The following is an 18,188-nucleotide window of genomic DNA, read 5'->3' as shown; positions in this document are numbered from 1 at the left end:
GCAGTTCTATTGAGGTGACGGCAATGGCTTTGACGCCGGAAGACGTAGTCAACAAGCGGTTCCAGCCGACGAAGTTCCGCGAGGGCTACGACCAGGACGAGGTCGACGACTTCCTCGACGAGGTCGTGGTCGAGCTGCGTCGCCTGACCGCGGAGAACGACGAGCTCCGCCAGCGCCTGCAGGCGGCCGAGTCGGCCCCGCAGTCGGCGCAGGCCGAGCAGCCCGCTCCCGCGGCAGAACCCGAGCCGGAGCCCGTGCCGGCCCCGGTCGAGGCGGCTCCCGAGCCCGCTCCGGTCGCAGCGGCCGCCCCGGCGACCACGGTCCCGGCGGACGAGGACACCGAGGGCACCACGAACCTCCTGACGCTCGCGCGTCGTCTCCACGAGGAGCACGTCCGCGAAGGCGTCGAGAAGCGCGACGCGCTCATCGCCGAGGGCACCGCCCAGGCAGCGCGTCTCGTCTCCGAGGCCGAGGCCAAGCAGCGCCAGATCATCGCCGACACCGAGAACACGAACCGTCAGCGTGTCCAGGTGCTCGAGCAGGAGCAGCGCCAGCTCGAGGGCAAGATCGACGAGCTCCGGACGTTCGAGCGCGACTACCGCGCCCAGCTCAAGAGCTACATCCAGGGGCAGCTCTCCGAGCTCGACTCCTCGAACGAGCAGTCCGGTCTCACCCCGGCGCCGGCATCGGCGCAGGGCTTCGGCAACTGACGTTGTCGCGACCAGCATCACGAGCGAAGGTCAGTGTCCGCGCTATCGCGGCACTGGCCTTCGCCGCTGTCGTGGTGGTGGCGTTCGACCAGGTCGCGAAGGCACTGGTCGTCGCGAACCTGCCGTACGGCACCCCCGTCCCGATCCTGGGCGGGGCGCTCCAGTTCCTGTACGTCCGGAACCCCGGGGCGGCGTTCTCCTTCGCGGTGAACATGACGTGGGTGTTCTCGATCATCTCGGCGGCGGTCGTCGCCGCGATCATCATCTACTCGCGTCGGATCCGGTCGATGTGGTGGGCCGTCGTGCTCGGCATGCTGCTTGGCGGCGCGCTCGGCAACCTGATCGACCGACTCTTCCGTGAGCCCGGCTTCGGCCGCGGCCACGTGGTCGACTTCATCTCGACGCCGTGGATGATGCCAGCGATCTACAACGTCGCCGACTCGTTCATCTGCATCAGCATGGTGGTCTTCGTGCTGCTGGTGATCCTCGGGGTGAACCTCGACGGGTCCCGCACGGTCTCCGCGAAGCGCGCTGCGCAGGCGGACACGACGGAGCCGCTCGACGGTGGGGCCGCGTTCTCGTCAGCTGACGCCGCTGTCGACGAGCCGACCCGCGCCTCCAGGCCGAACGACGGCGACCGACGCGACGCGCTGGGGCACGACGCCACGTGAGCGAGTCGCGTTCCCTTCCCGTCCCCGACGGGCTCGCCGGCGAGCGTGTCGACGCCGCCATCGCGAAGCTCCTCGGGTTCAGCCGCTCGTTCGCGGCCGACGTGGTCGCCGCCGGTGGGGTCCGGGTCGACGGCGTCCCCGTCGACAAGTCCGACCGCCTGCACGCCGACTCGTGGCTCGAGGTCGAGTGGTCCCCGAAGGAGCCGCCGCGCATCGTGCCGGCGGCCGTGCCCGGGATGACGATCGTGCACGACGACGAGGACATCGTCGTCGTCGACAAGCCCGTCGGCGTCGCCGCACACCCCTCGCCCGGCTGGGACGGTCCGACCGTGCCCGGGGGCCTCGCCGCAGCCGGGTTCACCATCGCGACCTCGGGCGCCGCCGAGCGTGCGGGCATCGTGCACCGACTCGACGTCGGCACGTCGGGACTCATGGTCGTCGCGAAGACCGAGCTCGCGTACACGCACCTCAAGCGCGCCTTCAAGGAGCGCACGGTCGAGAAGGTCTACCACGCCCTCGCGCAGGGGCACCCCGACCCGACCTCCGGCACCGTGGACGCCCCCATCGGTCGGCACCCGTCGAGCGACTGGAAGTTCGCGGTCACCGCCGACGGCAAGCCGAGCGTCACCCACTACGAGACCCTCGAGGCGTTCCGGTCGGCGACCCTGCTCGAGGTGCACCTCGAGACCGGGCGCACCCACCAGATCCGCGTGCACATGGCCGCGACCCGCCACCCGCTGGTCGGCGACACGATGTACGGCGCCGACCCGGTCCTGGCGCAGGAGCTCGGGCTGACCCGCCAGTGGCTCGACGCCGTTCGACTCGGGTTCGACCACCCGCGCACCGGCGAGTGGGTGTCGTTCCAGGCGGAGTACCCCGACGACCTGCGCCTCGCGCTCGACCGCATCCGAGCCGCTTCGTCCTGACGCGCGCGCGCCGGTCGCGTGGTTCGCGTCGTCGCGTCGGTCGCCGAGGTTCCGAAATCTCGGCATGTCGGCGCGCTGTGCGTCGGTCTGTGGAACCCCGGCGGAGCGCACGCGGCGTGTTGTGGAACGTCGACGGGGGAGCGACGGGCGTGCCGCATCCGTCACGTTCACACCCCGGACGGGAGGCCCGTGGCGACGCCGCCCCGTGCCTCCCGTCCGCCGCGTGCGGGCTCCACCGCCGTGCGGACACGTTCCTGCACCCTCGCCGGACTGCGCCCGGCGTGTCGTGCGACCTCGGCATCGGACCGCTCGGACACGCGCGGATTTGTCCGCGGTCGCGGTTAGGCTGTTCGCGTCCCGCAAGCAGCTCGTTCGACCGGAGGTTCCGTGGCGGATTCCGACTCCTTCGTCCACCTGCACGTGCACAGCGAGTACTCGATGCTCGACGGCGCTGCCAGGCTCGGCGACCTCGTGCAGGAGACCGCTGCGCAGGGCATGCCGGCCGTGGCGGTGACCGACCACGGCAACATGTTCGGCGCCTTCGAGTTCTGGAAGGCCGCCAAGGCCGGCGGCGTCAAGCCGATCATCGGGACCGAGGCGTACATCACCCCCCGGACGCACCGCACGGACAAGACCCGTGTGCGGTGGGGCGACGGCGGTGGGGACGACGTCTCCGGTGCTGGCTCGTACACGCACATGACGATGTTCGCCGAGAACACGACGGGCATGCACAACCTGTTCCGGCTGTCGTCGAAGGCGTCGCTCGAGGGCTACTACTTCAAGCCGCGCATGGACATCGAGCTGCTCGAGGAGTACCACGAGGGCATCATCGCCACGACGGGGTGCCCGTCGGGCGAGGTCCAGACGCGCCTGCGCCTCGGCCAGTACGACGAAGCCGTCAAGGCCGCCGCCGACTACCGCGACATCTTCGGCAAGGAGAACTACTTCGCCGAGGTCATGGACCACGGACTCGAGATCGAGCGTCGGATCATGAGCGACCTGATCCGGCTGGCGAAGGACCTCGACATCCCGCTGGTCGGCACGAACGACCTGCACTACACGCACTCGCACGACGCCAAGTCGCACGCCGCCCTGCTCTGCGTGCAGTCGGGTTCGACGCTGAACGACCCGAACCGGTTCAAGTTCGACGCCGACGAGTTCTACCTGAAGTCCCCGCAGCAGATGCGGCACGTCTTCCGCGACAACCCCGAGGCCTGCGACAACACGCTGCTCATCGCCGAGCGGTGCAACGTCGAGTTCGACACCTCGGCGAACTACATGCCGAAGTTCCCGGTGCCGGCGGGCGAGACCGAGCACTCCTGGTTCGAGAAGGAGGTCGCGAAGGGGCTGGATTACCGGTACCCGGACGGCATCCCGGCCGAGGTGCAGGAGCGTGCCGACTACGAGGTCGGCATCATCAACCAGATGGGGTTCCCGGGGTACTTCCTCGTGGTCTCCGACTTCATCCTGTGGTCGAAGAACAACGGCATTCGCGTCGGTCCCGGCCGTGGTTCCGGTGCCGGCTCGATGGTCGCGTACGCGATGCGCATCACCGACCTCGACCCGATCCGGCACGGCCTGATCTTCGAGCGGTTCCTGAACCCGGACCGCGTCTCGATGCCCGACTTCGACGTCGACTTCGACGACCGGCGCCGCGGTGAGGCGATCAAGTACGTCACCGAGAAGTACGGGTCGGAGCGCGTCGCGCAGATCGTCACGTACGGCACGATCAAGGCGAAGCAGGCGCTGAAGGACTCCTCGCGCGTCCTCGGGTTCCCGTTCGGCATGGGCGAGAAGCTCACCAAGGCGATGCCGCCGCCCGTGATGGGCAAGGACATCCCGCTCACCGGGATCTTCGACAAGGACCACCCGCGCTACAAGGAAGCCGTCGACGTCCGCACCGTGGTCGAGAACGACCCCGAGGCGAAGACCGTCTTCGACACCGCGCTCGGGCTCGAGGGGCTGAAGCGCCAGTGGGGCGTGCACGCGGCCGGCGTCATCATGTCGAGCGATCCGCTCATCGACATCATCCCGATCATGAAGCGGGAGCAGGACGGCCAGGTCGTCACGCAGTTCGACTACCCGGCAGCGGAGTCGCTCGGCCTGATCAAGATGGACTTCCTGGGGCTCCGCAACCTCACGATCATCAGTGACGCCCTCGACAACATCAAGAACAACCGTGGCATCGAGCTCGACCTCGAGACCATGGGACTCGAGGACCCCGAGGCGTACGCGCTCCTGCAGCGCGGTGACACACTCGGTGTCTTCCAGCTCGACGGCGGGCCGATGCGCGGGCTGCTGCGCCTGATGAAGCCCGACAACTTCGAGGACATCTCCGCGCTCATCGCCCTGTACCGTCCGGGCCCCATGGGTGCGAACTCGCACACGAACTACGCGCTCCGCAAGAACGGCGAGCAGGCGATCACGCCGATCCACCCGGAGCTCGAAGAGCCCCTGGCGGAGATCCTCGGCGGGACCTACGGCCTGATCATCTACCAGGAGCAGGTCATGGCCATCGCGCAGAAGGTCGCGGGGTTCTCCCTCGGCCAGGCGGACATCCTCCGCCGCGCGATGGGCAAGAAGAAGAAGTCCGAGCTCGACAAGCAGTACGCGGGCTTCGAGAAGGGCATGTTGGACAACGGCTACTCGGCCGCGGCGATCAAGATGCTGTGGGACATCCTGCTGCCGTTCTCCGACTACGCCTTCAACAAGGCGCACTCCGCCGCGTACGGTGTCGTCTCGTTCTGGACCGCCTACCTCAAGGCGCACTACCCGGCCGAGTACATGGCGGCGCTGCTCACCTCGGTGGGCGATGCCCGCGACAAGCTCGCGTTGTACCTGAACGAGTGCCGCCGCATGGGCATCAAGGTCATGCCGCCGGACGTCAACGAGTCGATCGGCTTCTTCGCCGCTGTCGGTGAGGACATCCGGTTCGGCATGGGTGCGATCCGCAACGTCGGGTTCAACGTCGTCGACGACATCGTGAAGGCCCGCACCGACAAGGGCGCGTTCGAGTCGTTCCACGACTTCCTGCGCAAGATCCCGATCTCGTCGGCGAACAAGCGGACCGTCGAGTCGCTCATCAAGGCGGGTGCCTTCGACGAGTTCGGCGACTCCCGCCGCGCCCTGGTCGAGATCCACGAGGGCGCGGTCGAAGGCGCCGTCAAGGTCAAGCGCGACGAGGCCCACGGCAACGTCGGCTTCGACTTCGACTCGTTGTTCGCCGAGGTCGCCGAGGAGTCGCCGGCCACCGGTCCGGTGTCGCAGGTGCCCGACCGTCCGGAGTGGTCCAAGCGCGACAAGCTCGCGTTCGAGCGCGACATGCTCGGCCTCTACGTCTCGGACCACCCGCTCGCGGGTCTCGAGATCGAGCTCGCGAAGCACCAGTCGATCACCATCGCCGACCTCATCGCGGCCGACGACTCGGTCGAGGGGGAGACCGTCACGGTCGCGGGGCTGTTGACGAGCGTGCAGCACCGGGTGGCGAAGACGAGCGGCAACCCGTACGGCATCGTCGACATCGAGGACTTCGGCGGCCAGATCGGCGTGATGTTCCTCGGCAAGACCTACCAGGAGTTCGGACCGTCGCTCGTGGCCGACTCGATCGTGGTCCTGCGCGGGCGCGTGAACGTCCGCGACGACGGCAAGGCCCTGCACGCGGTGAGCATGTTCCAGCCGGCGATCGGCGACGCGATGGGCTCCGGTCCGCTCACGTTGTCGCTGCCGGAGCGGCAGGCCACCACCTCCACGGTGACGGAGCTCGCCGCAGTGCTCGGACGGCACCAGGGCGAGACCGAGGTCCGGCTGAAGCTGCTGAAGGACGACGTCGCGCGCACGTTCGAGCTGCCGTTCCCGGTGAACCTGACACCCGACCTGTTCGGCGAGCTGAAGAGCCTGCTCGGGCCGCGCTGTCTGGTGTAGCAGGGATGTGATCGTGGCCGGACACCGGATCTTCGGGACGCCCTTCGCGGCGGTCTACCCGCACTACCTGGCGAAGGTGGAGCGGAAGGGCCACACGAAGGGTGATTTCGACGCCGTCATCACGTGGCTGACCGGGTTCGACGACGCAGCGCTCGCACGGCACCTGGCGGACGAGACCACGTTCGAGGACTTCTTCGTCGCCGCGCAGCTGCACCCGAACGCGCCGCTCATCACGGGCGTGATCTGCGGCGTCCGGATCGAGGAGATCGACGACCCGCTCATGCGGCAGATCCGGTACCTCGACAAGCTCGTCGACGAGGTCGCGAAGGGCCGTCCGATGGCGAAGGTGTTGCGGACCGCGTGACCGGAGCCGACGGGAGCGTTCCCGGCGCCGAGGTGCTGCGTGCCTTCGGGGTCGCCGAGTCCACGCCTGTGCCGCTCGCGGGCGGGCGCGGGCTGACCTGGCGTGCCGAGGGCATCGTCCTCCGGCCCCACGACGATCCGGCGGTGACCGACTGGCGTGCCGGCGTCCTGGCGGAACTCGAACACGCAGCGGAGTCCGAGCACCCGGCTGAGTTCCGCACGCCTCGGCCCGTGGCCGCCCGCGACGGCAGCTGGAGGTCGGGGGACTGGGAGGCGTGGGAGTTCGTGCCCGGTGCGGCCGACGAGTCCCGCGTCGAGGACGTGATCCGGGCGGGCCGTGCCTTCCACCGCGCGATCGCCGGCCTGGAGCGGCCCGCGTTCCTCGGCACGGATCCCGGCGCCGTCACCGCCCCGTGGGCCCGTGCCGACCGGATGGCGTGGGGCGAGGAACCGCTGCCGGCGGACCCGATCCTCGCCCGGCTCGCCGCGGCGTTCCGGCCGGTCCGAGCGCCGTCGCAGCTGGTCCACGGTGACCTGCTCGGCAACGTGCTGTTCGCTGACGGGCAGCCGCCGACGATCATCGACTGGCCGCCGTACTGGCGTCCAGCGGAGTTCGGCGCAGCGATCGCAGCCGTCGACGCTGTCTGCTGGCACGGCTTCCCGGTCGGGCGACTGGCAGCCCTCGGCAGGACCGCGCACGGGGCTGCGGCCGAGGCAGACGAGCCGGAATGGACGTCGCTGCTGACCCGGGCGCTCGTGTTCCGCATCGCCACACTGCACCTGCTCGGTGTCTGGGACGCCGCGGCCGTGGCACACCACCGGCCGGTCGTCGACGCACTCGTCGGACGGCGGACGCCCACGTCACCTCGGTAGGCTTGTTCCCTGATGATGCAGCGAATCGACCTCCGCGGCGGCCTGCCCGCCCGTGCCGAACTCCTCCGACTCATGCCGCGCGCCGTGGGTGACGTGTCGCACGCGGTCGACGCCGCCCGCGAGCTCGTCGAGGACGTCCGACACCGCGGAGCGGACGCACTGCACGACCAGGCCGAACGCTTCGACGGGGGAGCCCCGGCCAACGTCCGGGTGACGGTCGCCGAGATCGCGGCGGCCGTCGCCGGGCTGACCCCCGAACTGCGGGAAGCGCTCGACGAAGCCATCCGCCGCGTCCGAGCCGCCAGCGCCGCACAGGTGCCGGCCGGCTCCGTCACCACCCTCGCCGACGGCGCTGAGGTGCACCAGCGCTGGCAGCCGATGCGCCGCGTCGGGCTCTACGTGCCCGGTGGCAAGGCCGTCTACCCGTCGAGCGTCGTCATGAACGTCGTCCCGGCGCAGGTCGCCGGGGTCCGGTCGATCGCACTCGTGTCCCCGCCGCAGCGCGACCACGGCGGTGCGGTCCACCCGACGATCCTGGCCGCGGCCGGACTGCTCGGCATCGACGAGGTCTACGCGATGGGCGGTGCCGGGGCGATCGGCGCGCTGGCCTACGGCGTCCCCGCGATCGACCTCGAGCCCGTCGACCTGGTCACCGGTCCTGGCAACAACTACGTGGCCGCCGCGAAGCGCCTGGTGCGCGGTGTCGTCGGCATCGACTCCGAGGCCGGTGCGACCGAGATCCTCGTGATCGCCGACGAGACCGCCGACCCCGGGTTCGTCGCCGCCGACCTCATCAGCCAGGCCGAGCACGACGAGCAGGCCGGCAGTGTGCTGGTGACGACGTCGGCGACGTTCGCCGATGCGGTCGAAGCCGCCATCCCGGAACGCACGGCGCTGCTCGGGACGGCTGCGCGCCTCCAGACCGCCCTGGACGGACCGCAGTCCGCGATCGTGCTGGTGGACTCCCTCGCCGACGCCGCGACCGTGAGCAACGCGTACGGGCCGGAGCACCTCGAGATCCAGACGGCCGACGACGACGCGGTGCTCGCCGACATCGACGCCGCCGGAGCGGTGTTCGTCGGGCCGAGTACGCCCGTCAGCCTGGGGGACTACCTGGCCGGGTCGAACCACGTGCTGCCCACCGGCGGCCAGGCGCGCTTCGGTTCCGGACTGTCCGCGTCCACGTTCCTGCGGCCGCAGCAGGTCATCCGGTACTCGGCGTCGGCGCTCGACGAGGTCGCCGCGCACATCGTCGCGCTGTCGACCGAGGAGCAGCTCCCCGCGCACGGCGCCGCCGTGACGGAGCGCACGAACCGATAGCCTGGGCGACGACATGTTCTGCCCTTTCTGCCGCCACCCGGACTCCCGCGTCGTCGACTCACGGACGAGCGACGACGGAACCTCCATCCGCCGCCGTCGACAGTGCCCGAACTGCGGACGACGCTTCTCGACCACCGAGACCGCGTCGCTCAACGTCGTCAAGCGCAACGGCGTCACCGAACCGTTCAGCCGCGACAAGATCGTCTCCGGCGTGCGCAAGGCCTGCCAGGGGCGCCCGGTCACCGACGGCGACCTGGCCGTGCTCGCGCAGCGCGTCGAGGAGACCGTGCGGTCGTCCGGCTCGAGCCAGATCGACGCGAACGACATCGGCCTCGCGATCCTCGCGCCGCTCCGTGAGCTCGACGAGGTCGCGTACCTGCGGTTCGCCAGCGTCTACCAGGCCTTCGACTCGCTCGAGGACTTCGAGGACGCCATCGGCCAGCTCCGCCGCGACCACCACGCTGCCGGCTCGCCGGCGGGTGCCGGCGCGTGAGCGGGGTCGCGGAAGGCCTGGTCCGGTCCGGGTACGCCGTCGTCTTCCGGTCGGTCTTCGCCAAGATGGACCCCGAGCGGGCCCATCACCTGGCGTTCGCCGTTATCAAGGCGCTGCCCCACGTGCCGTTCGTGGGCGGTCTGGTCGAGCGGTACTCCCGCCCGGCAGCTGCTGACGGCATCACGACGATGGGCATCCACTTCCCGTCGCGCTTCGGCCTCGCCGCCGGGTTCGACAAGGACGCCCGCGGCATCGGTGGCCTCGGCCTGCTCGGCTTCGGTCACGTCGAGGTCGGCACGATCACGGCGAAGCCCCAGCCCGGCAACGAGCGTCCGCGCCTGTTCCGTCTCATCGAGGACCGCGCCCTCATCAACCGGATGGGCTTCAACAACCACGGCGCCGGTGCCGCTGCCCGACGGCTCGAGCGCGCCCGACGCAACCCGGGTCGCCCGGTCATCGGCGTGAACATCGGCAAGAGCCGGGTCGTCGCCGTCGAGGACGCCATCGACGACTACCTGGAGTCGACACGACGCCTCGCGCCGTTCGCCGACTACCTGGCGGTCAACGTCAGCTCCCCGAACACGCCCGGCCTGCGCGGCCTGCAGGAACTCGACCAGCTCCGACCGCTGCTGTCCGCCGTCCGCGACGCCGCCGGCGACACGCCCGTGCTGGTGAAGATCGCGCCGGACCTGACCGACGAGCAGGTCGACGCCATCGCCGGCCTCGCGGTGTCGCTCGGGCTGTCGGGCATCATCGCGAACAACACGACGATCTCCCGTGAGGGACTCACCGCGGACCCGGCCGACGTCGAGGCAATGGGTGCCGGGGGACTCTCTGGTGCTCCCCTCGCCGCGCGTTCGCTCGAGGTGCTGCGTCGCGTCCGTGCCGCGGTGCCCGCCGAGTTCTGCGTCATCGCCGTCGGCGGGGTGACGACCGAGCAGGACGTGCAGGACCGCATCGACGCCGGGGCCACCCTGGTGCAGGGCTACACGGCGTTCCTCTACGAGGGGCCGAGCTGGGCCACGCGCATCAACCGCTTGCGTCGCAAGCGGCTGCGCCGCGCCGCGCGCTGAGCGCGGGCGGGAGCGGGCGCGCGTCCCGCCCGGCGCCCTCCAGGTTCCGAAATCTCGGCATCTCGCGGCCATCGGCGGCCGTCTCTGGAACCTCGGCGACGCGCACGCGGCGAGTCGTGGAACCTCGCCGACCACCCCTGGGACGGGAGGCCCGGTGCGGTCCCGCCACGGGCCTCCCGTCCGTCGGTGCGTGGCCACGCCCGGCCGCGGCCGCTGAGTGTCCGAGATTTCGGAACCTCGGCGCGCGGGCGGGCCGTCTGTGGAACCTCGGCGACGCGCACGCGGCGGGTCGTGGAACCTCGCCGCGCAGCGCGCACGCCGGAACGACGAAGCGCCGCCCGGCGAGGCCGGACGGCGCTTCGGACAGCGACGCTGGGGTCAGAGGGCGGGGTACTGCCCGCGCTTGACCTGGGGCTTCGGCAGGCGCAGGAACCGCAGCTGCCACGCCCGCGTCAGGATGTAGAGGAACGTGCCGCGCTGCATCTCGCCGAACTTGGTGGTGAGCTTGCGACGCATCGACAGCCAGAGGACCACGCAGTCGATCACGAACAGGGCCACGAACGCCCACACGAGCAGGAGCGAGTACGAGGCGATCGCGGTCTGCGAGGCGGCGAACCCGACGATCAGGAACAGCACGAGCACCGGCATCATGATCTCGCCGACGTTCCAGCGCGCGTCGATCCAGTTGCGGACGAAGCGACGCTGCTCACCGCGGTCCTTCGCCGGCAGGTAGCGCTCCTCGCCGTTGGCCATGCCGACGCGGGCGCGCTCGCGGTCGGAGTTGAGTCGCGCGCGGGCGGCCTTCTTGTCGACCGGCGTGTTGCCGACGAGGGGGCGGCGGTTCGCTGCCTCGCGCTCACGGCGGGACGGCGTCGGGCGGCCCTTGCCCTGCTCGAGGAGTTCTTCCTCGGTGGGGTTCACGGTCGTGTTGGTCTTGGGGGCTGCCTTCGCCACGGTGCGTTCCTAACGGCGTTGTGCGTGCGGGATCGTCCTCTAGATTACCGGGCATGACCGACACCGCACAGCCCAGCTCCGCGACCGACCCCGCTCTCCTCGACGCCCTGCGCGAACAGGTGCAGGGTGCACTGCCCGCGACGATCGCCGATCTGTCCGCGCTGGTGCGGATCCCGTCGGTGTCGTGGTCGGCGTTCGACGAGTCGCACGTGCTCGCGAGCGCGCGTGCCGTGGCGGACCTGGCGTTGAGCACCGGGGTCTTCGCCGAGGACCAGGTCGAGATCATCCGTTCGGCCATCAGCGACGACGAGCCGCTCGAGCTCGGTCAGCCCGCCGTGCTCGCCGTCCGCCCGGCCCGGAACGGCAAGCCGACCGTCATGCTCTACGCCCACCACGACGTGCAGCCGCAGGGCGACGACGCCCTGTGGGAGACGCCGCCGTTCGAGCCGACCCTCCGCGGTGACCGGCTGTACGGTCGCGGCGCCTCGGACGACAAGGCCGGTGTGATGACCCACATCGCGTCACTCCGAGCGATCCACGCGCAGTTCGGCGACGACCTCGACCTCGGTGTCGTCCTGTTCGTCGAGGGCGAGGAGGAGTTCGGCTCCCGGTCCTTCCGCATCTTCCTCGCCGACCAGAAGGAGCGCCTGGCAGCCGACGTCATCGTGGTCGCCGACAGTGACAACTGGTCGGTGGACGTGCCGTCGATCACGGTCTCGCTCCGCGGCAACGTCACCTTCAAGCTCACCCTGACGACCCTCGAACACGCCAGCCACAGCGGGATGTTCGGGGGAGCGGCGCCGGACGCCATGATCCCGATGGTCAAGCTGCTCGCGTCGCTGCACGACGACGCCGGTTCGGTCGCCGTCGACGGGCTCACCTCGTACGAAGCCGACGTCCCGGCACGGACCGACGACGAGCTCGCCGTGGACGCGGCCCTGGTCGAGGGCGTCCGACCGATCGGCACCGGCGAGGTCCTGTCGCGCATGTGGTTCCAGCCGTCGATCACCGTGACCGGCATGGACGTGCCGAGCGTCGCGAACGCCTCCAACACGCTGCTCCCGACCGTCTCCGCCCGCGTCTCGGTCCGGGTCGCACCCGGCCAGCCCGCCACGGAGGCGTACGCGGCCGTCGAACGGCACCTGCGGGCACACGTGCCCTTCGGTGCCCGCATGGAGATCTCCGAGCCCGACAGCGGCGACGGCTTCCTCGTCGACACGGCCGGCTGGGCCGTCCAGGAGGCCCGCACGGCCATGCGCGAGGGCTGGGGTGCCGAGGCGGTCGAACAGGGCATCGGCGGCTCGATCCCGTTCGTCTCGGACCTCGCCGCGGAGTTCCCGGAGGCCCAGATCCTGGTCACCGGGGTGGAGGACCCGGACACCCGCGCCCACAGCCCGAACGAGTCGCAGCACCTCGGCGTCCTGCACCGGGCCATCGCGTCCGAGGCGATCCTGCTCGCCAGGCTCGCGACGCGCAGCTGACGGTGCTTACAATCGACGCCAGGCGCGGTGAACCGCACCGCCCGGAGGGAGACGCGCGATGAGCGACACCATCACCACCGACGCACCGGTGACCGAGGCGGCCTCGCACGGCGTCCTCCTGAGCGACGCCGCGGCCGGCAAGGTGGCGAGTCTCCTCGAGCAGGAGGGCCGCGACGACCTGCGCCTGCGCCTCGCCGTCCAGCCCGGGGGCTGCTCGGGTCTGATCTACCAGCTGTACTTCGACGAGCGCCTGCTCGACGGTGACGTCACCGCCGAGTTCGACGGGGTCGAGGTCGTCGTCGACAAGATGAGCGTCCCGTACCTCGACGGCGCGACGATCGACTTCGAGGACACCATCCAGAAGCAGGGCTTCACGATCGACAACCCGAACGCGCAGGGCAGCTGCGCGTGCGGTGACAGCTTCCACTGATCACCAGCCGATCCGACACGCGAGCGGGGAGCGACCGACACGGTCGCTCCCCGCTCGCGTTCGTCGCGGGGTGCGGTCGCAGTGTGACCGGGGAAAACGGCCGGTCAGGAGTGCGGATCGCGGCGATGAGCGTGTCGGGTGTGCGCGAGCGGTACCGAGCTGCGAGTAAGCTAGGAGTGTTCCAATCAAGCTGGGAGCCAGCCAAGTGTCGCCTTCGTGCGGCTCGGCGGGTTCGGCTCCGGGCTCACGTCTTTTGCGAGAGGTAACAGTGCGTTCGAATCGCCGTATACGTTGGGCGGCCGTCCCGGTGGCCGTCGGTCTGGTCATCGCACTGGCTGGCTGCACGCAGCAGCAGATGAACGGATGGCTCCCCGGCACGGAGGAGACGAAGGACGTCACCAACCACACGAGCCGCATCGTCGGCCTGTGGACCACCAGCTGGGTGGTGCTCCTCGCCGTCGGTCTCATCGTTTGGGGCCTGATCATCTGGGCCGCCATCGTGTACCGCCGCCGGAAGGGCCAGACCGGCCTGCCCGTGCAGATGCGTTACAACATGCCGCTCGAGATCTTCTACACGATCGTGCCGCTCATCCTGGTGCTGGGCTTCTTCGCCTTCACCGCGAAGGACCAGGCCGCGATCGAGAAGCCGTTCGACGACCCCGACGCCACCGTGCACGTGTACGGCAAGCGCTGGGCGTGGGACTTCAACTACATCAACAAGGACAACCCCGAGGACAGCGTCTACTACCAGGGCATCCAGGCCCAGGAAGAAGAGAACGCCAAGGGCGCCATCGACGAGTCGCAGCTGCCGACCCTCTACCTGCCGCAGGGCAAGAAGGTCGCGATCGAGCTCTCCTCGCGCGACGTCGACCACTCCTTCTGGATCATCGACTTCTTGTACAAGAAGGACATGCTCCCCGGCAAGACGAACTGGGAGTACTTCATCCCGGAGAAGCTCGGGACGTACCAGGGCAAGTGCGCGGAGCTGTGCGGTGAGTACCACTCGCTGATGCTCTTCCAGGTGAAGGTCGTCACGCCGGCGCAGTACCAGGACTACCTCGACACCCTGAAGGACCAGGGCAAGGTCGGGCTCCTCGGTGACGAGTACAACACCAACACGAACGAACCGAACAACAAGGCGCCGGTCGAGGCGTCCAGCGAGAACAAGTAGGGGCTCGTCAGATGACAACGTCTTTCGTCGGCCAACCGACCCAGACTGCTTCGCCGGACTTCCAGGCGTCGAAGGTGGGCCGGAAGGGCAACATCATCGTCCGGTGGATCACCTCCACCGACCACAAGACCATCGGGTACATGTACCTGATCGCGTCCTTCGTCTTCTTCCTGCTCGCGGGTGTGATGGCTCTGGTCATCCGTGCCCAGCTGTTCGAGCCCGGCCTGCACGTGGTCGCGACGAAGGAGCAGTACAACCAGCTCTTCACGATGCACGGCACGATCATGCTGCTGATGTTCGCGACGCCGCTCTTCTCGGGTTTCGCGAACGCGATCATGCCGCTCCAGATCGGTGCTCCCGACGTCGCCTTCCCGCGACTCAACGGCTTCGCGTTCTGGCTCTACCTGTTCGGCTCGCTCATCGCGGTCGGCGGCTTCCTCACCCCGCAGGGTGCGGCCTCGTTCGGCTGGTTCGCCTACGCGCCACTGAGTGACACGACGTTCACACCAGGGCTCGGCGGCACACTCTGGGTCTTCGGACTCGGCATGACCGGCTTCTCGACGATCCTCGGCGCGGTGAACTTCATCACCACCATCATCACGATGCGTGCCCCGGGTCTGACGATGTTCCGCATGTCGATCTTCACCTGGAACACCCTCGTGACGGCGCTGCTCGTCCTGATGGCCTTCCCGGTGCTCGCCACCGCGCTGTTCGGCCTCGGGCTCGACCGGGTGTTCGACGCGCAGATCTTCAACCCGGCCAACGGCGGTGCGCTGCTCTGGCAGCACCTGTTCTGGTTCTTCGGGCACCCCGAGGTGTACATCATCGCGCTGCCGTTCTTCGGCATCGTGTCCGAGGTCTTCCCGGTCTTCAGCCGCAAGCCGATCTTCGGGTACAAGACCCTCGTCTACGCGACCATCGCGATCGCGGCCCTGTCGGTCACGGTCTGGGCGCACCACATGTACGTCACGGGTGGCGTCCTGCTGCCCTGGTTCTCGCTCATGACGATGCTCATCGCGGTCCCGACCGGCGTGAAGATCTTCAACTGGGTCGGCACCATGTGGCGCGGCTCGGTGACCTTCGAGACCCCGCTGCTCTGGGCCGTCGGCTTCCTCATCACGTTCACGTTCGGTGGCCTCACCGGTGTGATCCTGGCGTCGCCGCCGCTCGACTTCCACGTGTCCGACTCGTACTTCGTCGTGGCGCACTTCCACTACGTGGTCTTCGGCACCGTCGTCTTCGCGATGTTCTCCGGCTTCTACTTCTGGTGGCCGAAGTGGACGGGCAAGATGCTCAACGAGCGTCTCGGCAAGATCCACTTCTGGCTCCTGTTCATCGGGTTCCACACCACGTTCCTCATCCAGCACTGGTTGGGCGTCATCGGCATGCCGCGTCGTTACGCGACCTACCTGCCGAACGACGGCTTCACCTGGATGAACCAGCTGTCGACGATCGGCTCGATGATCCTCGCGATCTCGTTCCTGCCGTTCATCTTCAACGTCTACGTGACGGCCCGGAACGCACCGAAGGTCGCCGTGAACGACCCGTGGGGCTACGGCCGCTCGCTCGAGTGGGCCACCAGCTGCCCGCCGCCCCGCCACAACTTCACGTCGATCCCGCGGATCCGTTCCGAGTCCCCGGCCTTCGACCTGAACCACCCCGAGGCAGGTGTGCCGATCGGTGTCGGCCCCGCGAAGGACGCCCCGGATGCCCCGACCTACGACGCCGCGAAGGGCGAGGTGAAGTAAGCCGATGCGCGCGAACACCAACCTGTTCTGGATCCTCTTCGGGTTCTTCATCCTCGCGGACGCCGCGTACACGATCTGGGCGCTGCTCTACTACGGTCACCCGGAGTGGGTCGGCACCGTGGCCATCGGCCTGACCGGCATCATGTCCGCGTTCATCGCCTTCTACCTCGGCAAGGTCATGGCGTCCCAGGGCGGCGTGCTGCCCGAGGACCGCCCCGACGCCAACATCGAGGACGGCGACGCCGAGCTCGGGCACTTCAGCCCGTGGTCGTGGTGGCCCATCCTGCTGGCAGCAGCGGTCGCCGTCTGCTTCCTCGGTGTCGCAGCCGGGCTGTGGATCGTCCCGATCGGACTCGCCCTGGTGGCGGTCACCCTGGTCGGCTGGGTCTACGAGTACTACCGCGGCAACTTCGGGCACTGACCTGACGCTGCAACGCACCTGACACTTCGGGCGGCACCACATCCGGTGCCGCCCGAAGTGCGTCCAGGCGCTGCCAACGCAGCGCACGACCCGGCGCTGCACACCACAGCGCCCCACGATCTCCGGTCCCCGATCCGGAACAAACGGGCCCGCCCGCGGCTTGACTGGAGCGGACCTCCCACCACAGCGAAAGGAGTCACCTCAGGTGACCGACAAGCGCACCCTCATCATCTTCGGCGCGACGGGCGACCTCGCCTCCCGCCTGCTGCTGCCGGGCCTCGGCACGTTCCTGCAGAGCGGTCGAGCGGTTCCCGTCCAGCTCATCGGAACGGGCCGCAGCGCCCGCAGCGAGGAGCAGTGGAAGGACATCGTCACGAAGTCCTTCGCGTCGCAGGACGTCAAGGGCCCCGAGGTCGACGCGACGCTCGCGTCGACCCAGTTCATCCAGGGCGACCCCACCGACCCGGAGCACCTCACGGCACTGCTCGACGCGGCCGAGGCCGAGCCGATCCTCTACTTCGCCCTGCCCCCGCAGATCGCCTCCGACATCTGCGAGGCACTGCAGCAGGTCGAGCTCCCCGCTGGCACCACCCTCGCCTTCGAGAAGCCGTTCGGCACCGACGTCGCGAGCGCCCAGGCCCTCAACGAGACCGTGCTGAAGCTGGTCCCGGAAGAGCGCGTGCACCGCACCGACCACTTCCTCGGACGCACCACGGTCCTGAACATCATCGGTCTGCGCTTCGCGAACCGCCTGTTCGAGCCGATCTGGAACGCGGACAACATCGAGAAGGTCGACGTCTTCTACGACGAGACCCTCGGTCTCGAGAACCGCGCCCAGTACTACGACGAGGCCGGCGCGATGGTCGACATGATCCAGTCGCACCTGCTGCAGATCCTCGGCATCGTGACGATGGACGCCCCGGCGGACATCGACGCCGTCGAGTTCCGCTCGTCCCTGGCCCGGGTGCTCCGTTCGACGCGGCTCAAGGGCGACGACGCGAAGATCGCGTCGCGCCGCGCCGTCTACACGGCCGGCACGATCGACGGCAAGGAGCTGCCGTCGTACCAGGACGAGGACGGCGTCGACAAGTCGCGGAGCACCGAGACGCTCGCCGAGATCTCGGTCGAGGTCGACACGGCCCGCTGGAAGGGCGTCCCGTTCACGCTGCGGTCCGGCAAGGCACTCGGCAACAGCCGGAAAGAGGTGCTGATCACCTTCAAGCCGGTCACGCGCCTGCCCTCCGGCCTGAGCGGTCGCCCGAAGGCGGACACGCTCCGCATCGTCCTGAACCCGGACGAGATCGAGCTGACCGTGTCGGCCAACGGCGGTGGCAACCCGTTCGAGATGGGCCAGGTCACCCTGTCGTCGTCGTTCAGCGACGGCGAGCTGACCCCCTACGGCGAGGTCCTGAACGGCATCTTCCACGACGACCCGTTGCTCTCGATCCGCGGCGACGTGGCCGAGCGCTGCTGGGAGATCGTCGAGCCGGTCGTCAAGGCCTGGAAGGCCGACGAGGTTCCGCTCGAGGAGTACCGCGCCGGTTCGCGCGGCCCGGCGGACTGGGAGTCGTCGTCCTGACGGACGTGACCGTCGCGCCCTGAACGGGCGGAACTGCGGACGGGAGGCACGGTG

General features: G+C 69.2%; 16 protein-coding genes. 15 read left to right on the top strand and 1 reads right to left on the bottom strand.

What is annotated here, in order from left to right:
* Positions 1-23 precede the first annotated feature (23 nt).
* The 9 genes from ITJ69_RS08005 (at position 24) to ITJ69_RS07965 (ending at position 10,350) form a co-directional block, all read left to right on the top strand.
* Positions 24-710 (top strand): DivIVA domain-containing protein, encoded by a 687-nt coding sequence (locus ITJ69_RS08005; RefSeq protein WP_165900993.1) that lies wholly within the window; start codon positions 24-26, stop codon positions 708-710.
* A 2-nt stretch (positions 711-712) separates the two neighbouring features.
* On the top strand, positions 713-1,381 hold the full coding sequence (lspA, locus tag ITJ69_RS08000; RefSeq protein ID WP_228505129.1) for a signal peptidase II: 669 nt from the start codon (positions 713-715) through the stop codon (positions 1,379-1,381).
* Positions 1,378-2,307, top strand: coding sequence for an RluA family pseudouridine synthase (locus tag ITJ69_RS07995; protein WP_123672602.1), 930 nt, complete (start codon positions 1,378-1,380; stop codon positions 2,305-2,307). Before lspA ends, ITJ69_RS07995 begins: the two co-directional genes overlap by 4 nt.
* A 438-nt stretch (positions 2,308-2,745) precedes the next feature.
* On the top strand, positions 2,746-6,228 hold the full coding sequence (gene dnaE, locus ITJ69_RS07990; protein ID WP_216834008.1) for a DNA polymerase III subunit alpha: 3,483 nt from the start codon (positions 2,746-2,748) through the stop codon (positions 6,226-6,228).
* A gap of 13 nt (positions 6,229-6,241) precedes the next feature.
* Entirely contained in the window at positions 6,242-6,592 is a 351-nt protein-coding gene (locus ITJ69_RS07985) for a DUF2200 domain-containing protein (protein WP_194672499.1), read from the top strand.
* Positions 6,589-7,464, top strand: coding sequence for a hypothetical protein (locus ITJ69_RS07980; RefSeq protein WP_159573273.1), 876 nt, complete (start codon positions 6,589-6,591; stop codon positions 7,462-7,464). The genes ITJ69_RS07985 and ITJ69_RS07980 overlap by 4 nt, the downstream gene beginning before the upstream one ends.
* A gap of 12 nt (positions 7,465-7,476) precedes the next feature.
* Positions 7,477-8,784, top strand: a complete 1,308-nt coding sequence (gene hisD, locus ITJ69_RS07975) for a histidinol dehydrogenase (protein ID WP_194672498.1) — start codon at positions 7,477-7,479, stop codon at positions 8,782-8,784.
* 13 nt (positions 8,785-8,797) lie between these two features.
* A complete protein-coding gene (nrdR, locus tag ITJ69_RS07970) occupies positions 8,798-9,277 on the top strand; it encodes a transcriptional regulator NrdR (protein WP_194672497.1) in 480 nt (159 codons plus the stop codon).
* Entirely contained in the window at positions 9,274-10,350 is a 1,077-nt protein-coding gene (locus ITJ69_RS07965) for a quinone-dependent dihydroorotate dehydrogenase (protein ID WP_194672496.1), read from the top strand. Before nrdR ends, ITJ69_RS07965 begins: the two co-directional genes overlap by 4 nt.
* 378 nt (positions 10,351-10,728) lie before the next feature.
* On the opposite strand, the gene ITJ69_RS07960 is transcribed toward ITJ69_RS07965, so the two are convergent.
* Positions 10,729-11,304 carry a DUF3043 domain-containing protein gene (locus tag ITJ69_RS07960; RefSeq protein ID WP_235035956.1) on the bottom strand — a complete coding sequence of 192 codons (576 nt, stop codon included), beginning with the start codon at positions 11,302-11,304 and terminating at the stop codon, positions 10,729-10,731.
* Between the two features lie 53 nt (positions 11,305-11,357).
* Between ITJ69_RS07960 and ITJ69_RS07955 the strand changes: the two genes are divergently transcribed.
* The 6 genes from ITJ69_RS07955 (at position 11,358) to ITJ69_RS07930 (ending at position 18,134) form a co-directional block, all read left to right on the top strand.
* Positions 11,358-12,785: a dipeptidase gene (locus tag ITJ69_RS07955; protein ID WP_194672495.1), complete on the top strand. Its 1,428-nt coding sequence runs from the start codon at positions 11,358-11,360 to the stop codon at positions 12,783-12,785.
* Positions 12,786-12,843: 58 nt separating this feature from the next.
* Positions 12,844-13,215 carry a HesB/IscA family protein gene (locus tag ITJ69_RS07950; RefSeq protein WP_111085771.1) on the top strand — a complete coding sequence of 124 codons (372 nt, stop codon included), beginning with the start codon at positions 12,844-12,846 and terminating at the stop codon, positions 13,213-13,215.
* A gap of 268 nt (positions 13,216-13,483) precedes the next feature.
* Entirely contained in the window at positions 13,484-14,386 is a 903-nt protein-coding gene (gene coxB / locus ITJ69_RS07945; RefSeq protein ID WP_111085770.1) for a cytochrome c oxidase subunit II, read from the top strand.
* A gap of 11 nt (positions 14,387-14,397) precedes the next feature.
* The gene (gene ctaD / locus ITJ69_RS07940) at positions 14,398-16,134 is read left to right on the top strand and encodes a cytochrome c oxidase subunit I (RefSeq protein WP_173168381.1); all 1,737 of its coding nucleotides are present in this window, start codon (positions 14,398-14,400) and stop codon (positions 16,132-16,134) included.
* A 4-nt stretch (positions 16,135-16,138) separates the two neighbouring features.
* On the top strand, positions 16,139-16,555 hold the full coding sequence (locus ITJ69_RS07935) for a cytochrome c oxidase subunit 4 (protein WP_111085768.1): 417 nt from the start codon (positions 16,139-16,141) through the stop codon (positions 16,553-16,555).
* 205 nt (positions 16,556-16,760) lie between these two features.
* Positions 16,761-18,134, top strand: a complete 1,374-nt coding sequence (locus ITJ69_RS07930) for a glucose-6-phosphate dehydrogenase (protein WP_123292491.1) — start codon at positions 16,761-16,763, stop codon at positions 18,132-18,134.
* Positions 18,135-18,188: the final 54 nt, after the last annotated feature.

This window comes from Curtobacterium sp. VKM Ac-2887, assembly GCF_015350935.1.
In the GTDB taxonomy this organism is placed as follows: domain Bacteria; phylum Actinomycetota; class Actinomycetes; order Actinomycetales; family Microbacteriaceae; genus Curtobacterium.
This window is presented reverse-complemented; position numbering and strand designations above follow the sequence as displayed.